General features: G+C 56.3%; 16 protein-coding genes. 13 read left to right on the top strand and 3 right to left on the bottom strand.

Annotation, left to right across the window (positions count from 1 at the left end; translation table 11 throughout):
* Nucleotides 1–90: 90 nt before the first annotated feature.
* Nucleotides 91–1,245 (bottom strand): MFS transporter, encoded by a 1,155-nt coding sequence (locus tag RDA78_RS02710; protein WP_434053835.1) that lies wholly within the window; start codon nucleotides 1,243–1,245, stop codon nucleotides 91–93.
* A gap of 67 nt (nucleotides 1,246–1,312) precedes the next feature.
* Between RDA78_RS02710 and RDA78_RS02705 the strand changes: the two genes are divergently transcribed.
* The 11 genes from RDA78_RS02705 (at nucleotide 1,313) to RDA78_RS02655 (ending at nucleotide 10,546) form a co-directional block, all read left to right on the top strand.
* Nucleotides 1,313–1,609, top strand: a complete 297-nt coding sequence (locus tag RDA78_RS02705) for a hypothetical protein (RefSeq protein WP_434053834.1) — start codon at nucleotides 1,313–1,315, stop codon at nucleotides 1,607–1,609.
* 37 nt (nucleotides 1,610–1,646) lie between these two features.
* The gene (locus RDA78_RS02700) at nucleotides 1,647–2,504 is read left to right on the top strand and encodes a LysR family transcriptional regulator (RefSeq protein WP_434053833.1); all 858 of its coding nucleotides are present in this window, start codon (nucleotides 1,647–1,649) and stop codon (nucleotides 2,502–2,504) included.
* Between the two features lie 116 nt (nucleotides 2,505–2,620).
* Entirely contained in the window at nucleotides 2,621–3,496 is an 876-nt protein-coding gene (locus tag RDA78_RS02695) for an NmrA/HSCARG family protein (RefSeq protein WP_434053832.1), read from the top strand.
* A gap of 59 nt (nucleotides 3,497–3,555) precedes the next feature.
* A complete protein-coding gene (locus tag RDA78_RS02690; RefSeq protein ID WP_434053831.1) occupies nucleotides 3,556–4,113 on the top strand; it encodes a DUF924 family protein in 558 nt (185 codons plus the stop codon).
* Nucleotides 4,110–4,571: an SgcJ/EcaC family oxidoreductase gene (locus RDA78_RS02685; RefSeq protein ID WP_434053830.1), complete on the top strand. Its 462-nt coding sequence runs from the start codon at nucleotides 4,110–4,112 to the stop codon at nucleotides 4,569–4,571. The genes RDA78_RS02690 and RDA78_RS02685 overlap by 4 nt, the downstream gene beginning before the upstream one ends.
* 10 nt (nucleotides 4,572–4,581) lie before the next feature.
* A complete protein-coding gene (locus RDA78_RS02680; RefSeq protein ID WP_434053829.1) occupies nucleotides 4,582–5,607 on the top strand; it encodes a glutathione S-transferase family protein in 1,026 nt (341 codons plus the stop codon).
* Nucleotides 5,608–5,710: 103 nt separating this feature from the next.
* Nucleotides 5,711–6,070, top strand: a complete 360-nt coding sequence (locus tag RDA78_RS02675) for a DUF6713 family protein (RefSeq protein ID WP_434053828.1) — start codon at nucleotides 5,711–5,713, stop codon at nucleotides 6,068–6,070.
* A 326-nt stretch (nucleotides 6,071–6,396) separates the two neighbouring features.
* The gene (locus RDA78_RS02670; protein WP_434053827.1) at nucleotides 6,397–7,092 is read left to right on the top strand and encodes a Crp/Fnr family transcriptional regulator; all 696 of its coding nucleotides are present in this window, start codon (nucleotides 6,397–6,399) and stop codon (nucleotides 7,090–7,092) included.
* A gap of 84 nt (nucleotides 7,093–7,176) precedes the next feature.
* Entirely contained in the window at nucleotides 7,177–8,028 is an 852-nt protein-coding gene (locus RDA78_RS02665; RefSeq protein WP_434053826.1) for a hypothetical protein, read from the top strand.
* Nucleotides 8,029–8,445: 417 nt separating this feature from the next.
* Nucleotides 8,446–9,351, top strand: a complete 906-nt coding sequence (locus tag RDA78_RS02660; protein ID WP_434053053.1) for a tyrosine-type recombinase/integrase — start codon at nucleotides 8,446–8,448, stop codon at nucleotides 9,349–9,351.
* Between the two features lie 4 nt (nucleotides 9,352–9,355).
* Nucleotides 9,356–10,546 (top strand): IS91 family transposase, encoded by a 1,191-nt coding sequence (locus tag RDA78_RS02655; protein ID WP_434053052.1) that lies wholly within the window; start codon nucleotides 9,356–9,358, stop codon nucleotides 10,544–10,546.
* Between the two features lie 534 nt (nucleotides 10,547–11,080).
* On the opposite strand, the gene RDA78_RS02650 is transcribed toward RDA78_RS02655, so the two are convergent.
* On the bottom strand, nucleotides 11,081–12,100 hold the full coding sequence (locus RDA78_RS02650; RefSeq protein ID WP_434053825.1) for a CHAP domain-containing protein: 1,020 nt from the start codon (nucleotides 12,098–12,100) through the stop codon (nucleotides 11,081–11,083).
* Between the two features lie 344 nt (nucleotides 12,101–12,444).
* Nucleotides 12,445–15,789: an AAA family ATPase gene (locus RDA78_RS02645; RefSeq protein ID WP_434053824.1), complete on the bottom strand. Its 3,345-nt coding sequence runs from the start codon at nucleotides 15,787–15,789 to the stop codon at nucleotides 12,445–12,447.
* A gap of 447 nt (nucleotides 15,790–16,236) precedes the next feature.
* Between RDA78_RS02645 and RDA78_RS02640 the strand changes: the two genes are divergently transcribed.
* Together RDA78_RS02640 and RDA78_RS02635 are read left to right on the top strand one after the other, a co-directional pair.
* A complete protein-coding gene (locus RDA78_RS02640; RefSeq protein WP_434053823.1) occupies nucleotides 16,237–16,719 on the top strand; it encodes an Hcp family type VI secretion system effector in 483 nt (160 codons plus the stop codon).
* Nucleotides 16,720–16,744: 25 nt separating this feature from the next.
* A complete protein-coding gene (locus RDA78_RS02635; protein ID WP_434053822.1) occupies nucleotides 16,745–18,103 on the top strand; it encodes a hypothetical protein in 1,359 nt (452 codons plus the stop codon).
* Nucleotides 18,104–18,253: the final 150 nt, after the last annotated feature.

Genomic DNA, 18,253 nt, shown 5'->3' with positions numbered 1-18,253 from the left:
ATTGGGCTCCATGTGGCCATCTGCTGCGCCACGCACTAAGATCTGCTGTGCGGACAAAGCAGATATTCTCTCGAATGCTTACAGGACTGCTTATCGAGTTTTGACCGCCATAGCTGTCACAAATGCTGAAAACGCAAAACCTGCTCCGACGTATCCAAGGGTCGCAAACCCAACGGATCCAACGACCAAGCCACCAATCCCCGCGCCGATCCCCTGTCCGAGGTAGATGACGGACGTGTTGAGAGCTAGCGTCAACGCACTTTGCTCAGGATCAGCTTGCACGAGAGCCTTTTCGATGGCTGGAGACGGCGCGATAAGAGTGGCCGAGGTCAGAAAGATCACGACTACGACGAGCGCGATGTTGAACCACGAACTTGGTGTGTCGGTCAGGAACACAATGCTCCAAACACCGAGAACGAGCGCGAATAGCAGGTACATGATCCGCATGTTCGGCAGGAACCCGCGACGGTCCGCAAGGATACTGCCTATGATGAGGCCGGCAATGGAACCGAAGCCAATAGCCGACTGCATTGCGCCGATCCCAGCACCTTCGAGGCCGGTGGATGCGGTAATGATCGGGCCGAGATATGCGATGATAGGATAGGCCGCGATGAATGACGTGCCGATCAGGAAGAGCGCCAGCAGCACAATCGGCTTTTTGACAACGGACCAATCGGATTTCGGCGGTGCTTTGTCGGCGGCGCTCGAAGGTACTAAGTATGCAATCGCGGGGATCACCGCCAAAGCGACAACGGCGGCAAACACAAAGGTCGCGCGCCACCCAAAGGCGCTGCCGACGATTGTGCCGAGCGGAACACCAACGATGAAGGCAATGGTGAGGCCCGACAGGATCATGCCAAGGGCCTGCCCTTGACGCTCTGCCGGGACGAGGCTTGCCCCTATGGAACCAGCCATCGGCATGACGCCCGCCGAGACGATTGCGACCAGGACCCGGGCGGCAAGGAACCATTCGAAGAGCGGCAGAAACGCCGTAGCCAGATTGACGACCGAGACGCCAGCCAACGAGGCGATCAGCACTTTCTTACGCTCGAACCGCGACACGGCACTGACCACCAGCGGGGACGCAATGGCGCTGGTGATTGCAAATGCCGCAATGAGCTGGCCCGCGGTCGAGACACTCACACCAAGATCGCAAGCCAAGTCTGCCAAAAGGCCCGAGAAGACGTAACTCTGAGTACCAACGACAAAAGCGGCAAGCGCCAGGATATAGATTGCCATGGGCATTCGAGTTGGTCCTTCGCTGAAGCCGTTTCAGAGGATGCTGGGACTAAACAGGCCGGGACGTTGCTTGATGGTGACCGCGTCCGGAAGGCTTTTCGCCATCTTCGATAATGCGGCCGGACTTGGCTGCCTGGTTTGCCACGGTGTGGATGCGAGACGTTTGGGTTCCGATATTGCCGATATCGAGCAACTGGGCGTCGAAGCTTGGAAATTCATTTGCCAACACCTGCCCGGCATGTCTGCACGCCTAGTGTTGGCAGGCGAAATGCGATGGATGGACCTGGCTGCAAATACACGCATGGAAGACTTTCGGAGTTTCTTGTCCAGGTTCAAATGGGGTGTTGCAGAAAAGATGAATAGAATGTGAGATGTGCATCTCATGCTCATCAGAGTGACAAAGGGATATGGACAACTGGAACGAGATACGCACCGCGGCCCATGTCGCCCGTCTGGGAACAGTCAGCGCCGCTTCCGCCGAGTTGGGCGTGCACAGGATAACCGTAACTCGGCACATAGATGCCTTGGAAGGCTTGCTCGGCGCCAAGCTGTTTCAGCGTCATGCCCGTGGCTTCACCCCAACCGAGCTTGGTTATGAACTCCTGAGGATCGCCGATGCGACATATGCGCAGTTCGGCGAGCTCAAACGATTGGCCCGTGGCGCTTCCGACGCGATTGAGGGAACCGTCACCATTACAGCGCTCGACGTTCTGGTTCCTTTCGTCCTGCCAATGATTGCCGATGTCCGAGCCCGTCATCCCAATTTGAACGTGAATCTTGTCAGCAGTGACCAGGTCCTCAAGTTGGAGTACGGGGAAGCCACGCTTGCGTTCCGGATCGGATCAAAACCCGACCACCCCGATAACGTGGTCATCTCGGCCTTGAAAATTGAAATGGGCCTTTATGCAGCGCCGCAATACATTCAAAGGCATGGGCAGCCGCACAAGTCCGAGGAGTTTGCCGACCACATATTTGTCGGACCAGATGACAGTTCTCCGCGCCCTCCTTACTTCGATTGGTTAGATGCGAATGTACCGACGGACCGGGTACATATCCGTTGCAACAACGTGGCGAGTTCCTTTGAAGCCGTTAAAGCGGGGCTTGGCGTCGGCTTCCTTCCGCGCGTGACCGCCGAGGCGAGCGGCTGCGTTCAGATCCGTGAACGAGACAATTCATGGAATGAGACAGTCTGGGCGGTCACGCACATGGACCTTCATAGAAGCTCAAAAGTTCAGGCGATACTTGCTGCAATTCGCAGGGAATAGGTAGACGCAGACATATCACTTTAATGAGCACATCATGCTCAAACGACGATCTTCTCGACACGTGCGCAACATCACATCTATCCGGTACCAGCAACTCAACCGGAGTGATCTAACCAATGTTGTCATCCCCGAAAATCTATGACCGTCCCATTGTTGTCTCCGGTGCCACCGGTAAGCAAGGTGGTGCCGTCGCAAAGCATCTGTTGGCGCATGGCCATAAAGTGCGGGCTCTTACGCGTAGTCCGGACAAACCCGCAGCACTGGCCCTCGCTGAAGCCGGAGCCGAGATCGTGAAGGGGGACTTGGAAAATCGCGCGTCGCTTGATGCGGCCCTGAAAGGAGCCGCAGCACTCTACTCTGTGCAGGACTTCTTGGAAGCCGGGGTCGAAGCCGAGGAACGCCAGGGCCTCAACTTGACGGAAGCCGCCGCCGCGTCAGACATCGAGCATATCGTCTATACGGGCGCGTCCACAATGGACCGAAACACGAGCGTGCCACATCTCGACAGCAAGTGGAATGTCGAATTGGCGATCCGCAGCTCCGGGAAGCCTTGGACCGTGTTCCGCCCCGCCGCCTTCATGGACAACTGGGAGTGGGAACGCGAAAGCATCGCGGAAAGCGGAGCGATCCACTACCCGATGCACCCCGACATGCCCTATGCCCAAATCGCCTGCGACGATATCGGCCGCATGGTGGCGCTGGCGTTCGAGCAACCCGGTATGTGGGCGAACAAGGCATCTCCGATCACCGGCGACATCTCGACCATGAAAGAGGTTGCTGCCACGATTGGACGCGTGATGGGTCGCGATGTGGGCTACAATCAGGTCAGCTACGACGAGGCCGAGAAGGCCATGGGCGAAGAGCTGATGCTTATGTTCAAGTCCTTCGACGATATCGGCATGGATGGCAGCCCCTACTACCTACGTCATTGGCTTGGGGAGACTACCGGCTTTGAAACCTATCTGCGCAATGCCCGATGGGGCCAAGGCTGAAACATTGAAGCGAGCGGCGCGGCGTCCGAGCCGCCTGCTCGACAGCGTAGGACTTTCAAATGACCCTTACCATCCAAGAGGTGCTGCAATTCTGGTTCGCAAAGGGCATGGCCCGCAATTGGTTCGATGGTGGCGAAGCGTTTGATGTCGAGGTCAGCAAGCGTTTCGGGCCTACGTTACGAGCAGCGGCGACAGGAAAGCTTGAGAATTGGACAGAGACAGTCGAAGGGCGCTTGGCAATTGTGATCGTACTCGACCAATTCAGTCGCAACATCCATCGCGGCGATGCCGCGACCTGTGAGAATGACACTGCTGGCCTGGTTATTGCGAAACATGCGCTTCGAATGGGTGACGATTTTTGGCTGAAGACCTATCGCCCTGATGACTGGCGCACCTTCCTATATCTGCCGTTCATGCATAGCGAAGATCTGGAGGATCAGCGCCGGTGTCTAGAGCTTTATGTGACGCACGGTCCTGAACACGGCGTAGCCCATGCCCGCCATCACCTCGACATTGTGGCTCGCTTCGGTCGTTTCCCGCATCGCAACGCGATACTTGGCCGCGAAAGCACACCTGAAGAGCTGGCTTTCATGGCGACGAAGGAGATCGCGGGATGACTCGAACCTACGAGACTGGTGAGGACGTAACCCTGGCCTTCTTCGACGCCTGGAACGCTCAAGACCTCGACGAGCTGGCTGATCTGTTCGTCGAGGACGCAGATTTTGTGAACGTCGTGGGCTTCTGGTGGACGACACGACGCCAAATCCGCAAGGCCCATGACTATGGCTTTCGCAAGATTTTTCAGGAGGCTCGTGTTGAAATCGTCGCGCTGAAATCGCGCCCCTTGGGTGGTGACGTGGAGGTCGTTCACACCGTTTCGACACTTGACGGCCAGACCGATGAAAACGGTGTCACCGCGGGTCAACGTACGGCTGTCATCACCATCGTGGCGCACAAGCAGAGGGAGGGCGGTTTCCGGATCGTGAGCTGTCATAATACAGATCGCGTGGACGGGGCCGATACGCATCTCAACACCGATGCCGGGTTCCGTCCGGTCTCCTATCAGACAGACTAAGGAGACACGGATGGGGGTTCTCATCGAAGGAAACTGGTATCCCGAAGGCCATGATACAGAAGTGGTTGATGGTGCATTCCGGATGGCCACCTCGAAATTCCGCAACTGGATCACGACGGACGGATCTCCCGGTCCGACCGGGGACGGCGGCTTCAAAGCGGAGAGCGGCCGCTACCATCTTTATGTGTCCTATGCCTGCCCCTGGGCGCACCGCACGCTGATTTTCCGCGTGCTGAAAGGCTTGGATAAGCACATCGACGTATCGGTTGTTTCACCGTTCCTCGGTGACCAGAGCTGGACCTTCGAACAAGATGCCGAAGATGCAACCGGCGACAAGCTAATGGGTCACAAATACCTGCGTGACATCTACGTAGCATCTGAGCCGGAAGCATCTGGCCGTGTGACGGTGCCGGTCCTTTGGGACACGAAGACGGAGAAGATCGTCTCGAACGAAAGCGCCGAGATCATCCGGATGTTCAACAGTGCGTTTAGTGGGATCACCGGCAATCCTGCCGACTTTTGCCCGGAAGAATTGCGAGATCAGATCGACGCCATGAACGCGCTCGTGTTCGAGGCGATTAACAGCGGCGTCTACGCAGCGGGTTTCGCCACCTCGCAGTCAGCTTATGATGAGGCTGTGTTGCGCCTCTTCGATATATTGGGAGAGCTGGATGAACTCCTGGGACATCAGCGATATCTCGTCGGCAACAGTCTGACAGAGGCGGACTGGAGACTCTTCACGTCGCTCGTGCGCTTCGATCATGTTTACCACGGCCACTTCAAATGCAACCTGCGTAGGTTGATCGATTATCCAAATCTGACGGGTTGGCTGCGCGAGCTTTATCAGATGCCCAGGATAGCACAGACCGTTCGCCTCGATCATATCGTTCCGCATTACTACGCAAGCCATGACTGGATCAATCCGAGCCGAGTTGTGGCGCTTGGGCCAGACATGACATTTGATCGACCTCCCAAAAGAGAGCATTTGAACATCAAGCCGGTTATGAATAAGTCGACATTCGCGGCGTTGCGTTAGTTCCGTAGGTTGGGGTTCTTATCGGGCATTCGATGTGCTGGAAACGAACGATGCCTAGCTTGTTCTTACTGAGTGGTAGTTGGTGACTTTAAGGACGTTCGCTGTGCTCGATTTTCTCTACTATTCAATGATCGGTGCCTTTTTCACGCATGAACTCGATGCCGTGAAACGTCACGAATGGCGTATTTTACCGTTGTTGCGTGTATTGCCCGAACGGTTCGGTGAACAAGTCTTTATCTGGATTCATGTCCCCCTTTTTGCTTTGCTCTTGTGGGGCGGCGACGGCGTCCCCGATAGCGCGACACGCGTTGGGCTTGCCGTGTTTAGCATCGCTCACGTAGGACTTCATTTTGTTTTTCGCAGACATCCAGCATATGAGTTCAACAACCCAAGTTCATGGGGTCTCATTCTGCTGACAGGTCTTCTAGGCGGTACCTATCTTGTATTTTTGAGCGTCAGCTAGAGGTGTTCACCGCATGCCGGGAGCCTGACAGCCGACGTTCACGGAAGTCGCAGCATCGGTCAATTTGGACTCGGAGCTGACTTTCGCGGCACATAAGCCGAATGACCGTTTAGCGCCTGCAAATCGGTCGTTCGCCGGATCGAAGGCTGCGCCCGAAAGCTGACATTTATTCGAAAGGCAGCGAACTCACTGATTGGGCGGGATGCGGACCTTCGCTGCGGCGCGAAAGCGTTGACGTAGCTTCACAAATACTACCGCGCCCTTCGTGACCTGCTCGATGCGAGCGACAGCCCGTTGCGCAAGCGGGTTCGTGCAAAATTGCCTTTTTGAAACAGCTGAAAAGCTTCCGACTCGAGAAATCAGAAGGAGTTGGTAGCTTACGCCAGGTTCGAGGGCGAATTTGTGATGGTGAAATTATGGATGACGCCAAGAAAGCACTGGCTTTAATGGAAGACGACATCCTGCGTTTGGATGTTGCGCTCGATTTGAGTGACTGGGGTCAAATCAAGCAACGGTGCAGGTTCGTGGATGTTGCCGCGGGCGACAAGATCCAGAACCAGGCGCGCGTGACAGATAGCTGGATTTACCTTTCCAACGGAATTGCGGCATCGGAACAGACCTGGCTCGATGGGACTTCGACGATTGCCCGCTTTTTTGAGCCCGGAAACATCTGTGCAAACCTTACCAGTGCCTGGACACGCGACATTGCATCAGATGATCTTGTCGCCGTGACGGATGTTGCCGGCATTGCCATACCCAATGATCTCTTCAGGACTGAGTACCTTGAGGGAGGTTTTTTCGGCACCTACCTGCGGCTTAAGTTGATGGATGCACATCTCTTCGCGAAAGAACTCATTTGCGCCAAAACGTCCGGTCGGACCGAAGCTCGGTATCAGTTCCTCGAACAATATCATCAGCACGTCATCGCATCTGTGCGTCAGAAAGACATCGCACGGTTTCTGGGCGTGACGCCGCAAGGGCTTTCCCGGTTTTTGCGACGGAGAAAGTCCGGTACGAGTTAACCCAAGTTCATTGCCGACAAAATTTTTCCGATACAGATCAACGGTATTCGCCCCATGGGGCAATTGATCTGTGAGGTGGAAGCAATGACAAACCTGCAAATGCCAGCGGAACGGAACTATCACTGGGACCTCAAACCGGCCTCCTCGTCGCACTTCGATATCCATCAAAGGGACAACGGCCAGTTCTGTGTCGTTTTGAACCACGCCTTGCTGCGCGGTGTTTCGACCGAGATGCTTCAATGGTGGTTCATGAACTTCACGCGCCTGGAGGTCCTTTTGAGGGACGTTCCAGGCTACGAAGGGCAACGTGTTCCCGGTTACTGGCTCTGGCATCCTGTGGACCATCTGAGTGCCGAGCTGTCCGGGGCCCTTGGCCCCGGCGGCGTTGCCCAAGAAGGATGTTTCATCCACATTCGCGAAGCCATGCAGTATGATCGCTACGGTTGGAGATACCCGGTCGATACTGAATTGAAAGTGCTTTATGTGGGCGCTGATGGCTGGGCGATGGGCAAAGTGCTGCCGCTAATCGGTCCGGTCATGATGTTGCGTATCCACTTCCAGGACGTGTTTGAGAATGGGCTGCATGTCGGCGTGCACTACCACTACGAAGTTGTGATCGGGGCAAACGGTAACAACCCGGTCGCACGGTTCATCAATCGTCGGATCACCGGTGAGTTCGGAACTGAGTTCTTTGCGGCCTGGCAACGACACAATGTGATTGAGGTCGGGACCTTTGAGAATTTCCTCCCGGCGCTCCATGCACAGAAAGATGACCTTTCGTCACTCGCATATTCGCGGGACATGAACCCGGACCTGCCATCTCCGGACACGCAGCAAGGTTATGACAGGGAGCTATTCGAGGGACGTTTGCTTGGTTACATGAACACCAACACGCCTTACATATTCCAACAGTATCAAAGTGCTTCGTTCTTGTAAGTGTAGGTGTCCTTCCGCAGCTTGGGATTCCCCATATGCCGATCGATACTTCATCCATTGCTGCGAAATGGCAGCAATGCGCTGCCAAATTGGACGTTGACCGCGTTGAAGCCTGCGCCCCAAAGCAGACATTCATTTGAGGTGCAGCAATTTCATAGGATGGGCGGGAAACAGATGTTCGCTGCGGTTTGAACGAAGGTCTGCTCTGCGGACCTTTCGGACTTTTGACCGAATGGTACTCACGGCCCGAAGCGGACGTTTAAAACCTATTGATTCAATGGCGGCTTTGCGTCCCCATGCACGAACCCGCTTCGCGGGAGGGTGCACGTGGCGCGGTTTGGTGGATTTCTCTGAGGCTCTGGGCAGGTAGAGGCAAAGGTCCGAGCATGGAGTTCCTTTCAACCGGAGGAACTCAACATGACGACCTTTCAGACCGAAGCCCCGATCACACAGCTACGCCAGCGCATGCAGCAAGACATGGTGATGCGGGGCCTGGGCTCCCATACACAGCAGGATTACGTTCGCCACGTCCGGAACTTCGCCGCTTTCCTCGGGCGTCCTCCCGACACCGCGACCACGGAGGACATCCGGCACTACCAGTTGCACCAGCATGAGACCGGCGTAGGTCCGGCGACGATCAACAGCACGGTTTCGGCGCTGCGCTTCCTGTTCACAGTAACGCTGAACCGACGGGATCTGTCGCGAACTCTGGTGATCACCCGCAACCCGCGCAAGCTGCCCGAGGTGTTGAGTGTGGAGGAAGCCGCTCAACTGCTCGAGGCGGCACCGGGCATCAAATACAAGGCAGCGCTCGGTGTTGCCTATGGCGCGGGCCTGCGCGTCTCCGAGGTCGCGCATCTCAAGGTCGACGATATCGACTCGACCCGCATGCTGATCCGCGTCGAACAGGGCAAGGGACGCAAGGACCGCAACGCCATGCTCTCACCGCAACTCCTGGAGCTTTTGCGTGTATGGTGGCGCGAAGGAAAGCGGCGCGGCGTGATGCTGCCCCATGGCTGGCTGTTTCCGGGACGCAGTTGCACCGATCCGATCTCGTCACGGCAATTGCATCGCGCAGTGCAGGAAGCGGCCGAGGTCGCCGGCCTCCGCAAACGTGTCAGCCCGCATACATTACGGCACAGCTTCGCCACACACCTTCTGGAGGACGGCACCGATATCAGGGTCATCCAGGTTCTGCTTGGACACAGCAAGCTTGAGACAACCGCCCTTTACGCCAAGGTCTCGACCCGAACGATCCACGCGGTTGCGGGGCCTCTCGATCGGCTGATGGCGCTGATGGAAGGCAAGACGCCGCCCGAGTGAACAAGTGCGCACCTCAATCGAGGTCGCTGACATCTTCCGCGCTGCCGGTCCCGCCTACCGGGCAACCCATGAAGGACACCTGAGCCTTGCCCAGCTCAAGGTGATGTCGGCGGTCGAACAGTGCCGCACAGCTGCCTTGGGCGGACATGTCGAGGCCTGCGAGGACTGCGGGCATTGGCGCATCGCCTATAACAGCTGCCGCAACCGGCACTGCCCCAAGTGCCAGGGTGCCACCGCGCGCGCTTGGCTCGCCGAGCGGGAGGCCGACCTCTTGCCGGTCGGCTACTTCCACGTCGTCTTCACGTTGCCCGCCGAGATCGCCTCCATCGCCTTCCAGAACAAGGCGTTGGTCTACGACCTGTTGTTCCGGGCTGCCTCAGAGACGATGCTGACAATCGCCGCCGACCCGAAGCACCTCAGCGCCCGCATCGGCATCACAGCGGTGCTCCACACTTGGGGATCGGCGATGACCCACCATCCCCATGTGCACATGATTGTGCCGGGCGGCGGCATCTCCCTCGACGGAACGCGCTGGATATCGTCACGCCCCGCATTCCTCCTGCCGGTGCGCGCCCTGGGCAAGTTGTTCCGTCGCCTGTTCCTGACCCGGCTGATCGCGCTCCACGATGCCGGCCGGCTCGCCTTCTTCGGATCTATGGCCCATTTGGCGGACCGCGGCGTCTTTCTGCGTCACCTGAAGCCTGTGCGCAGCAAACGCTGGATCGTCTACGCCAAGCCGCCCTTCGCCGGACCGGAAGCGGTACTCGCCTATCTGGCGCGCTACACCCACAGGGTCGCCATCTCGAACCGCCGCCTCATCGGCTTCGACGAGAACAAGGTCACCTTCCGCTACAAGGATTACCGCCGTGGCGGCACCGACCGGCAGCAGGTCATGACCCTCGCCACCGACGAGTTCATCCGACGCTTCCTGCTCCATGTCCTGCCGCGCGGCTTCCACCGTATTCGCCATTACGGCCTCCTTGCCGGCACCTCTCGCAAGGCCAGTCTCGATCGTGCACGCGCATTGCTGAGCGTCGCTACAGTACCCGAAGACGACGCGCCAGAGGTGTCCGATACTCGGCCACCATGCCCTTGCTGTGGTGGACGCATGATCATCATCGAGACCTTCGCCCGCTGGCAACAGCCCCGCGCACCCCCGCACTGTGCCGCGTCAACCCGGGAGACTGCGCCATGACCCGGCATGGCCTGTTCGATCAACCGGCCGCCCTGCAACGGCATCAGCCGATGAGACGGCTTGCGCTCTGCGAAAACAGGACGGCTCTCAGCCGCGCAAACCCGCAACAGGCCAATGCGACAAGCGCTGCTCTAACGCCGGAAAGGCCATTGCGCACCCCGATCTGCCCACCAATTGTTGCTGATCGTAACTGCCCCAGACCTGCCGAAAAAAACAAAACCCCATAGCCTGCAATGCGCGGACCGCGGGTTCCTGCATGAGAGGTTTTCGTACGCCTAACGGCACCCGAAAACCTTAGCCATCTAAGTCATTCAGGCTCTTGGATTTGGTACCCAGAAGCGGACGTTCGATCCGTCCATCCGAGGCGGCAAATGGCCGATAATTCAGACTTTGGAACTCATTAGCGTCTCCTGACTGAATTGAGACGGGTTGCGACCATTTGGAGCCCGCTGCGTAGTGAGAGAAGCGCTGAGAACAGAGCCATTCCTGTTGCGATATCAGGTCACTACCAAGATTTCTCAACTACGCCTTCGACTACTGCCACTGCTCCCCGCAGAAATGGGGTGCAACCGTCGGCAATTCGACATTGCAATTTGAGTCCTCAGCCCCCCTGAGAGGATAAAGATAAGGCGACCTATTTCCAAACTGGTCTTTCGCATCAAAAAAGGTCCAATTGTAAAACTCCTTCGAGTTGACACTGTTACCACCCTGGTTACCTCCCAGTATCGTATAGCCATCGTACTTCTTCGAGTTGATGTCGCCTTTGGGGTTTGAGGGCAGGTCACCGACCTCATCAAGGAAGGCAACGTGGTCCCATTTCTTCTTGTTGTGTCTCATGACAATGACGCACCCCCGTTTCGGTTCGTTCAGGGCCTGAAACCGCCAGCGCCTTCTATGCAAAAACGAGAATGCGCCGGTGCTTCCCGTATGACTGAATCCGGCGGTGTGGAGACAATAATTCACGAATGCCGAACACCAGTGGTCGTTGTCCAGATCGCGCTTGTGACTCTTTTTGCGCTCCCAGGCTCGTTTACCCATATAGGGACACGCCTCGAAATAGCCCTCGTCGACGCGCGTTTCGCCCTCAACGATAGCGGTGCCATCGTGGTTCAGCCAGTTGGTTTTGCGCTCGCGCAGCGCGACGTCCATCCAGGGCGCATTCAAATTCAAGGCTTCCACACCGATCGCTTTGATCGGTGATCGCCCGGGGGCAGAAACCGGGAGCCATGGAGGAGGCGGCAAATTCTTGATGACGATACGGGCCTCTGCCTGCATTTGGCGCCAGGTATTCTCGCCTAGCATGCCGTCCGGATTGAGTTTCCTGGTCGTCTGAAACTGAGCCACAAATTGGCTGAAATCAGCTGCCTGCAAGAGACCGTTGGATATTTTCAGAACACGGCAAACGCCTGACCAGTGATGTGACCAGCCGGTGCGGCGCGCCCGCTTTGCGTTGTAACGCGCTGCCTTTCTAGCCTGTGGTTCTGACAGAACTTTGGGAACGAAGTCGTAATCACTGTTAAGACGCTGGAGTGCGTGTTGATTATGAATGGGCATCTTGCCTGGTCCTCAATTTCCATGACAGGAATTCTCAAGAAATCGCAAGCAAGCCACTGAAATATATATTTTTTGAATCGAGCAGATGGATCGATTCGTTCAGCTGCAACTTTGAAATTACGAGCGTTCGAAAGGTTAGCGACTTGATGCGAACTCCAGGCAATTTCCTGGTGATGCGTCAAATCGCTGTTACATCTGCCTGAAGCCTGTGCTCAAACGGAGGCTCGGTGCATCAAAAAACCGTCAAATTATGCTTGAAGCTGAGTTAGAGCATCCGGTAACTGGATCTGTTCCAAGTTTAAGCGGCTGCTGAACACCGAATTTGTGCGTCCTTGAAGCATCGCTCAACGGAAAATCGAGAGTCCGCGCTGCACGGCCAGATCCTGTGCAACCTCGATTGCATGACGACGTTCGGTTTCGCTTTTGTATTGTGCCAGAACCTTCAGGGCTGTGGGCTCAAGCACAAGGTCGCCTATCTCCCTCGCAGAGCGGAGAGCCGCGGCGGCTTCAGCTTCCGCCTCTTTGGAGCGCTTGTTTGCTCGAAGCAACTCGGATTTGTTCAGACGAAGCCAGCCGTGGAACTGGCGCAGTTTGAGCTGTTGCGCCACCTCGATCTGACGGTTCAGCAAATTGCTTGCCTCGTCGATCCGTCCGCAGGCCAAAAGCAATGGGAAAGCGTCACAAGCGAACCAGGACCGGAAGATGGGAGCATCTATCTCTTCGGCGCGACGCAACGCCTCCATAAAGAGCGAAAGGGCTTCTTCGGTATTTCCCGCAAAGTTCTGCGCCCTTCCAAGCAAGTGAAGCGAGAAGATCGTATCGAGTGGTCTTCTGGTTTCGCCCGCAAGGTCGAACGCCCGTTCGGCGTGCCTGAGCGCAGCTTCGGTCTGGCCGCTGAGGCCGAAGGCATTAGAAAGATGACCATGACACCAGACAGATCTCGTTCCCGTATGACCGAACCTTTCGTGCCTGTGCTCTTCCCAATACGGTATGGTTGGCGCCAAAAGCGCGATCGTGCTGTGCCAGTCGCCCATGAGGGACAGCGCCTGGCCTTCCGCCAGTTTTGCCTCATAGGCCGGTTGCTCCTCGTGGTCACTTAAGGCAGTTGCGTGTCTGGCATGCTCAATGGCGTTTTTCAGATAACCATGGGTGCTGAACAGGTAGCTTTTGCTGATGTGAACAGCGACGCGGAAACCGCGGCTGTCAATCTGTTCAGCAATGGTTTCGGCCGTATCCAACTCCGCGAGCGCGGTTTCATATAGCCCGAGTGGCACGAGAACCGGGCGACGCTTGAGTGCAAGCTCGAGGCGCTTTTTCTGCAAACCATGCTGGTCCTGACATTTGGCAAGCGCGTCAACGGCGTAACCGTAAGCCTCGGACGCTAGCGCATAAGACGACAGCGTAGCAAAGCGGTCACCGGCCCGGCGGTACCATTCAACGGCATCTTGCCAATCTTCGGAGAACCAGGCGTGGTGCGCTATCGCGGCTGGATCAATGTCGGGACGTTCTCTCAGGTGCGCAGATGCGCTGGCGTGCAGCAACTTTGATTCCGTCTTTGGAATCATCGCATAGATCGCCTCATGAAGAAGTGCATGCCGGAAACGGTGACGCGAAGTCGAACCGTAACCGCTGCTGCGGACCACTAGCTCTTCCTGCCTTAGCGTGGCCAGAGCATCGTCCAGACGCGTTTCTTCAAAACCCGTCAAAGCGGCGACCGCGCTGTCCGACGCTTCGAAGCCAAGCACTGCGGCGCACTGAAGCACACGTCGACTGTCGGACGAAAGGCGGTGGACCGTCGCATTCAGGATGTCGCGGATCGTAGCCGGTACATCATCGAGTGCATCAGTACCGCCAGCTGAAACGGCCCTTGCGGTTTCCACCAGCAGGAACGGATTTCCCGCTGCACGTTTCAGTATCTTGTCGCGGATGTTTCCAGACAGTTCCTTCACCCAGGGAGAAATCATTGCCTCGGCATCTTCGAGTGCAAGCGGTGTCAATCGCAAGAGCCGGAAAGAACTTCGTCCGATCCAGTTAACCTGATACTCGGGACGAAACGTAGTGACAATTGTTAGAGGATCCCCCGATGTCTCTCCGATAAGCCGATCCAGGAACTCCGCTGAGTCTCTGTCAAGCCAGTGCACGTCTTCAACTGCCAGGATGGCCCCGCCATTCTCGCACGCCCGGAGAATGACTTCGCGGGCCAGCTTGAAGATCCTGAGGCGCTGTTCTTCACGGACCAGGATGTGCCGCTCGGCCTCGGTGGCAAGACCCAAGAGGTCCAATAGGACTTCGCGGTGCACCTCCCGGACGCGATTTTCGGCGATAACACCGTCGACCGAGGCGCGACTCGGGTTTTCGCCACCAAAAATCCGCGTCACAAGAAATCGCGTGATTGCGCCAAATGAACGCGACGCTTCACGGTCATAACCCTCAATTGTTAGCACTTCAGCGCCTTCGCATGAACGCAGAAACTGTCGCAGAAGTGTCGATTTGCCGATCCCAGCTTCACCTACGATTCCGATAACCTGCGCCTGGCCATATTGCGATTGGGTGAATGCGGACCTCAATGCGTCAAGCTCGGCTTCGCGTGCAATGAAAGTCTCTTGGCTTGGCCTTGCGTTCAGCCTGGACGATGTTGCCGGGGAAAGCTTACTCTGCCCCGGTTCGGCGGTCTGCAGCAGAACATTTGCCTGTGAGAGGAGCGGAGCCAGGACGGTGAGATCAATACCGTCTGAGCCATCGGAAGCAGAATCGATGATGTCTCCGGAGACGATTGCGAACTTTAAAGTATCCCCGGTTCGCCCGGCCAACGCGTTGGCTGTGTGCACTGCCGCTTCCGCGTGACGCTCAACCAGCCCTGAAGCACCAAAGGCGCAGGCGATGGTGGGGCCTGCCTGTTCCAGTATCTGTGCCGAACCATCCTGAAGGGTCGCTTTCAGAAGCGTGTTTACCCGTGCAAAGTCGCTTGCAAACTGTTCTGGATCCGAAGCTATTTCAGATGGAGTGACCGCAAGCAGCGAGACGCTTCGTCGCTCTCGAAACGCAACCTCAGTGGAAGCCGACGGAACCGGGTCAGGTGCAGATTCAGTTGCAGGCTCAGCGCTCCGGCTTGCGATTTGATCGCGCAAGTCCTGAGTAGCCGTTTCGGGTTCGATTCCGAGCGCCGCCTGAAGTCCTTCCTTGAAGTCTTCATAAATCGCGACTGCAGATGCGCGCCTGTCCATGTGAACAAGTGCATGCATGCGATGACGAAGCGCTTCCTCGTTGAAAGGGTCGATTTTCAAACCAAGTGAAGAAACTGCTTCAAGACTTGCCCAGTCTTTCCCGGAATGGCGACGATCTGCAGCAGCGGACGCGGCTTCAGAGATCTTGACGCCAATCGAGCGCCGCTCCTGATCGAGCCAATCCTGAAAAGCTGGATCGACGCGACCGACGGCGCCAAGAAGCTCGCCGCGATAAATCTTCGCAGCGGAAGTGGGATTTGCCTCCAAACCGTGCAAGAGACCATCGATGTCAGTTCGAAACGAGCGTTCTTTCAAGGAGATGGTGTGCCGGGTAACGCCCAGTTCCGGCGCTCCCGCCGAGCCGAAGACCTTCTGGATATGATAGATCGTCTGCCGCAACGAAGCACGTGCCTGCGCTTCATCGCGTTCGCCCCAGAGTTTGGAAGCGGCGATTTCGCGACGCATGGATCCTTCCAAAGCGAGCAATGCGATTAGGAAGCCAGCATGGCGGGTGGGAAACGCTAGTATGCGTTCACCAAAGTGAATTTCCAGCCGGCCAAGCAGCCGTATGTCCAGAAAACTATCGCAACCCATCCAGCAGTAGCAACCTCGTGTGACAAACCGTTTTGGCGAAAATTTAACGCTTCGCATGCGGCTTAGCCAGCTTTTGTGACGGAGACAAAACGCAGTCTTCCTATTCGTTCCACGCCACCTTGCGGAACATGCAGCGTGAAAGGTCTGACGAAAAGGCCGCTGAAATCATGCAGCAGCCTCACAACGCAGATCCGACTGAGTGGCAGTCTCCGTGCCTCGTACTCAGGCGCAGCGCATTGGTGTCCGATGTCCCGGAACCTGGCTGTCTTAGACCGAGGCGAGTTTTTTCAAACGAAGCAAATCGAAGGAAACATTAAGATGGCAGTCGATCATTTTCTGAAATTGGAAGGCATCAAGGGAGAAGCTCAGGACAAGATTCACAAGGATGAGATTGACGTCTTGGCCTGGTCATGGGGAGCAACGCAATCCGGCACAACGCACATGGGAGGGGGATCGGGATCTGGTAAAGCGCATTTCATGGATCTCACCGTGAATAAGTATGTCGACAAGTCTTCACCGGTCTTATGGCAACATTTGTCAACCGGAAAACATATCCCGAAAGGGTCCCTTATTGTCCGCAAGGCAGCCGGGGAAAACCCGCTTGAATATGTAAAGATCGAGATGAAGGACATCATTGTGACCAGCATCGACAACGAAGGCAGTGACGATGAGCGTCTGTTTGAATGCCTGACCCTAAATTTCGGTGAGTACAAGTTGATCTACACCGAGCAAAAACCGGACGGTTCCAAAGGGGCTGCGCCTGAGTTTGCATGGGACATTGCTGGAAACACGAAGGTCTAAGCCGACCTGACTAATCTGAAAACGAATGGTGGCATTGGCTGAGCGGATGAATGTTGAAGCATTCTGCCGCCGCCGCCGTTTCCGCTTTGGAAGGACCACTCAAATGGCGAATGAGAAGAACAATTATCGAAAAGCGCGGGAACTTGGTGCGCCGGACGTGACAGAACTCATAGCAACTGTGCCTTACCTCAAGCGCCTACTGTCAAAAGGACAGGTTGCGCAGCTTCAAAGGGTGATAGACGCTGAATTCCTGAACCCGGTCTATGTGAAGGAATTCCGGAAGGCGATTGAGGCCTCGGTGATTGGGCGCGGCGGAAACCTCGTGGCTTACGATCCGAAAAAGAAGCGGCGCGCCTATCGAATTTTGGACCGGCGGATAAAGGTTTCCGAACGGGACGCTTATGTCAGGCTTGATCACAAAAAGATGCTGACCGCAGATGCCCTGACGCCTCGAACCAACAATCCCGACGAGGCTGATTACCTCCTGAAGGTACGCAACATTCTGAACACAAAGGGTGTTTGGATGCGGCTGCGAAGGCCGTATGACACCAGGAGACGGGACCCAACGCTTTGGGAGTTTTGGTTTTCACTGGGCATCAAGGGCGATCTTGTCGAGACGACGGATGCCATGATTGACCGGGAGGAGCTTCTCGGCGTTACCATGCTGGGAGCCGGTTATTACCGCTCCGTTCTAACGGGACCCATTCAATCCAAGCTGAAGCGTGCCTCGGATCGTACGCACACATTTTTTGAAAACACTTGGGACAAACATCAGGAACTTGCTCGCAATCGGCGCGAACAACCTATCGCGGCATTTGCCGCCGAATTCATCGGCGGTGGATCGCTGCCGAGTCAATCGATCTGGAACCCTCCGCGAAAGTACCAGGAAAAGTACCGCAACGCCCTGATCAGCGGAGATGTTGTCAAAGCGCAGATCTATATGCTGGTGACGTTGTGTCTGATCGAGCAGAACGCCCGCTTGCTGGCAGACTATCTATCTAGAACCATCGATGGTGCCGAACAGGCTCTTGCGGTGTTTCAAGTCGTCGAAAAGATCATCGATACGTTTGAAATCGTGGCGTGCGTCACCGGAGTCGGTCTGGGATACAAATTGGCAAAAACTGCGGGAAAGAAGCTCGCAAAAAGAACCGCCGGGAAGAGCCTTGCCAAGAGAAAGGCCAAGCGTCGCGCTCAAAACGACAGGCTCAACGACTTGTGGGCAGAGATTGAAACCAAAAAGCGGCAGCGCGATCCTACCGCGATCATGACGGATGCCGAACTGGCGGAGGTCAGGGCGATTCTTAAGCCGGGTTCAAACACGCTCGGTGCCATGAAGGCCGGACATAGCTCCGGGTATGGCAAGGGGTATCATTCCTATCCTTGAAGCTAAGAGACCTTAGCATGGGCTGTATCACGCACACTTGCCCGGATACAAAGTGCATGCACAAAAACTGCGCGATGTATAAGTTGCCGGTGCGGTGTGGTCGAAAGTCAGGTACTTTCCGGCCAAGGGGCGCAGAGCTGGATGGACCGG

This window comes from Roseibium sp. (assembly GCF_051016195.1).
In the GTDB taxonomy this organism is placed as follows: Bacteria; Pseudomonadota; Alphaproteobacteria; order Rhizobiales; family Stappiaceae; genus Roseibium.
The sequence above is the reverse complement of the archived record's forward strand: the minus strand, read 5'-3'. Positions and strand labels throughout refer to the sequence as shown.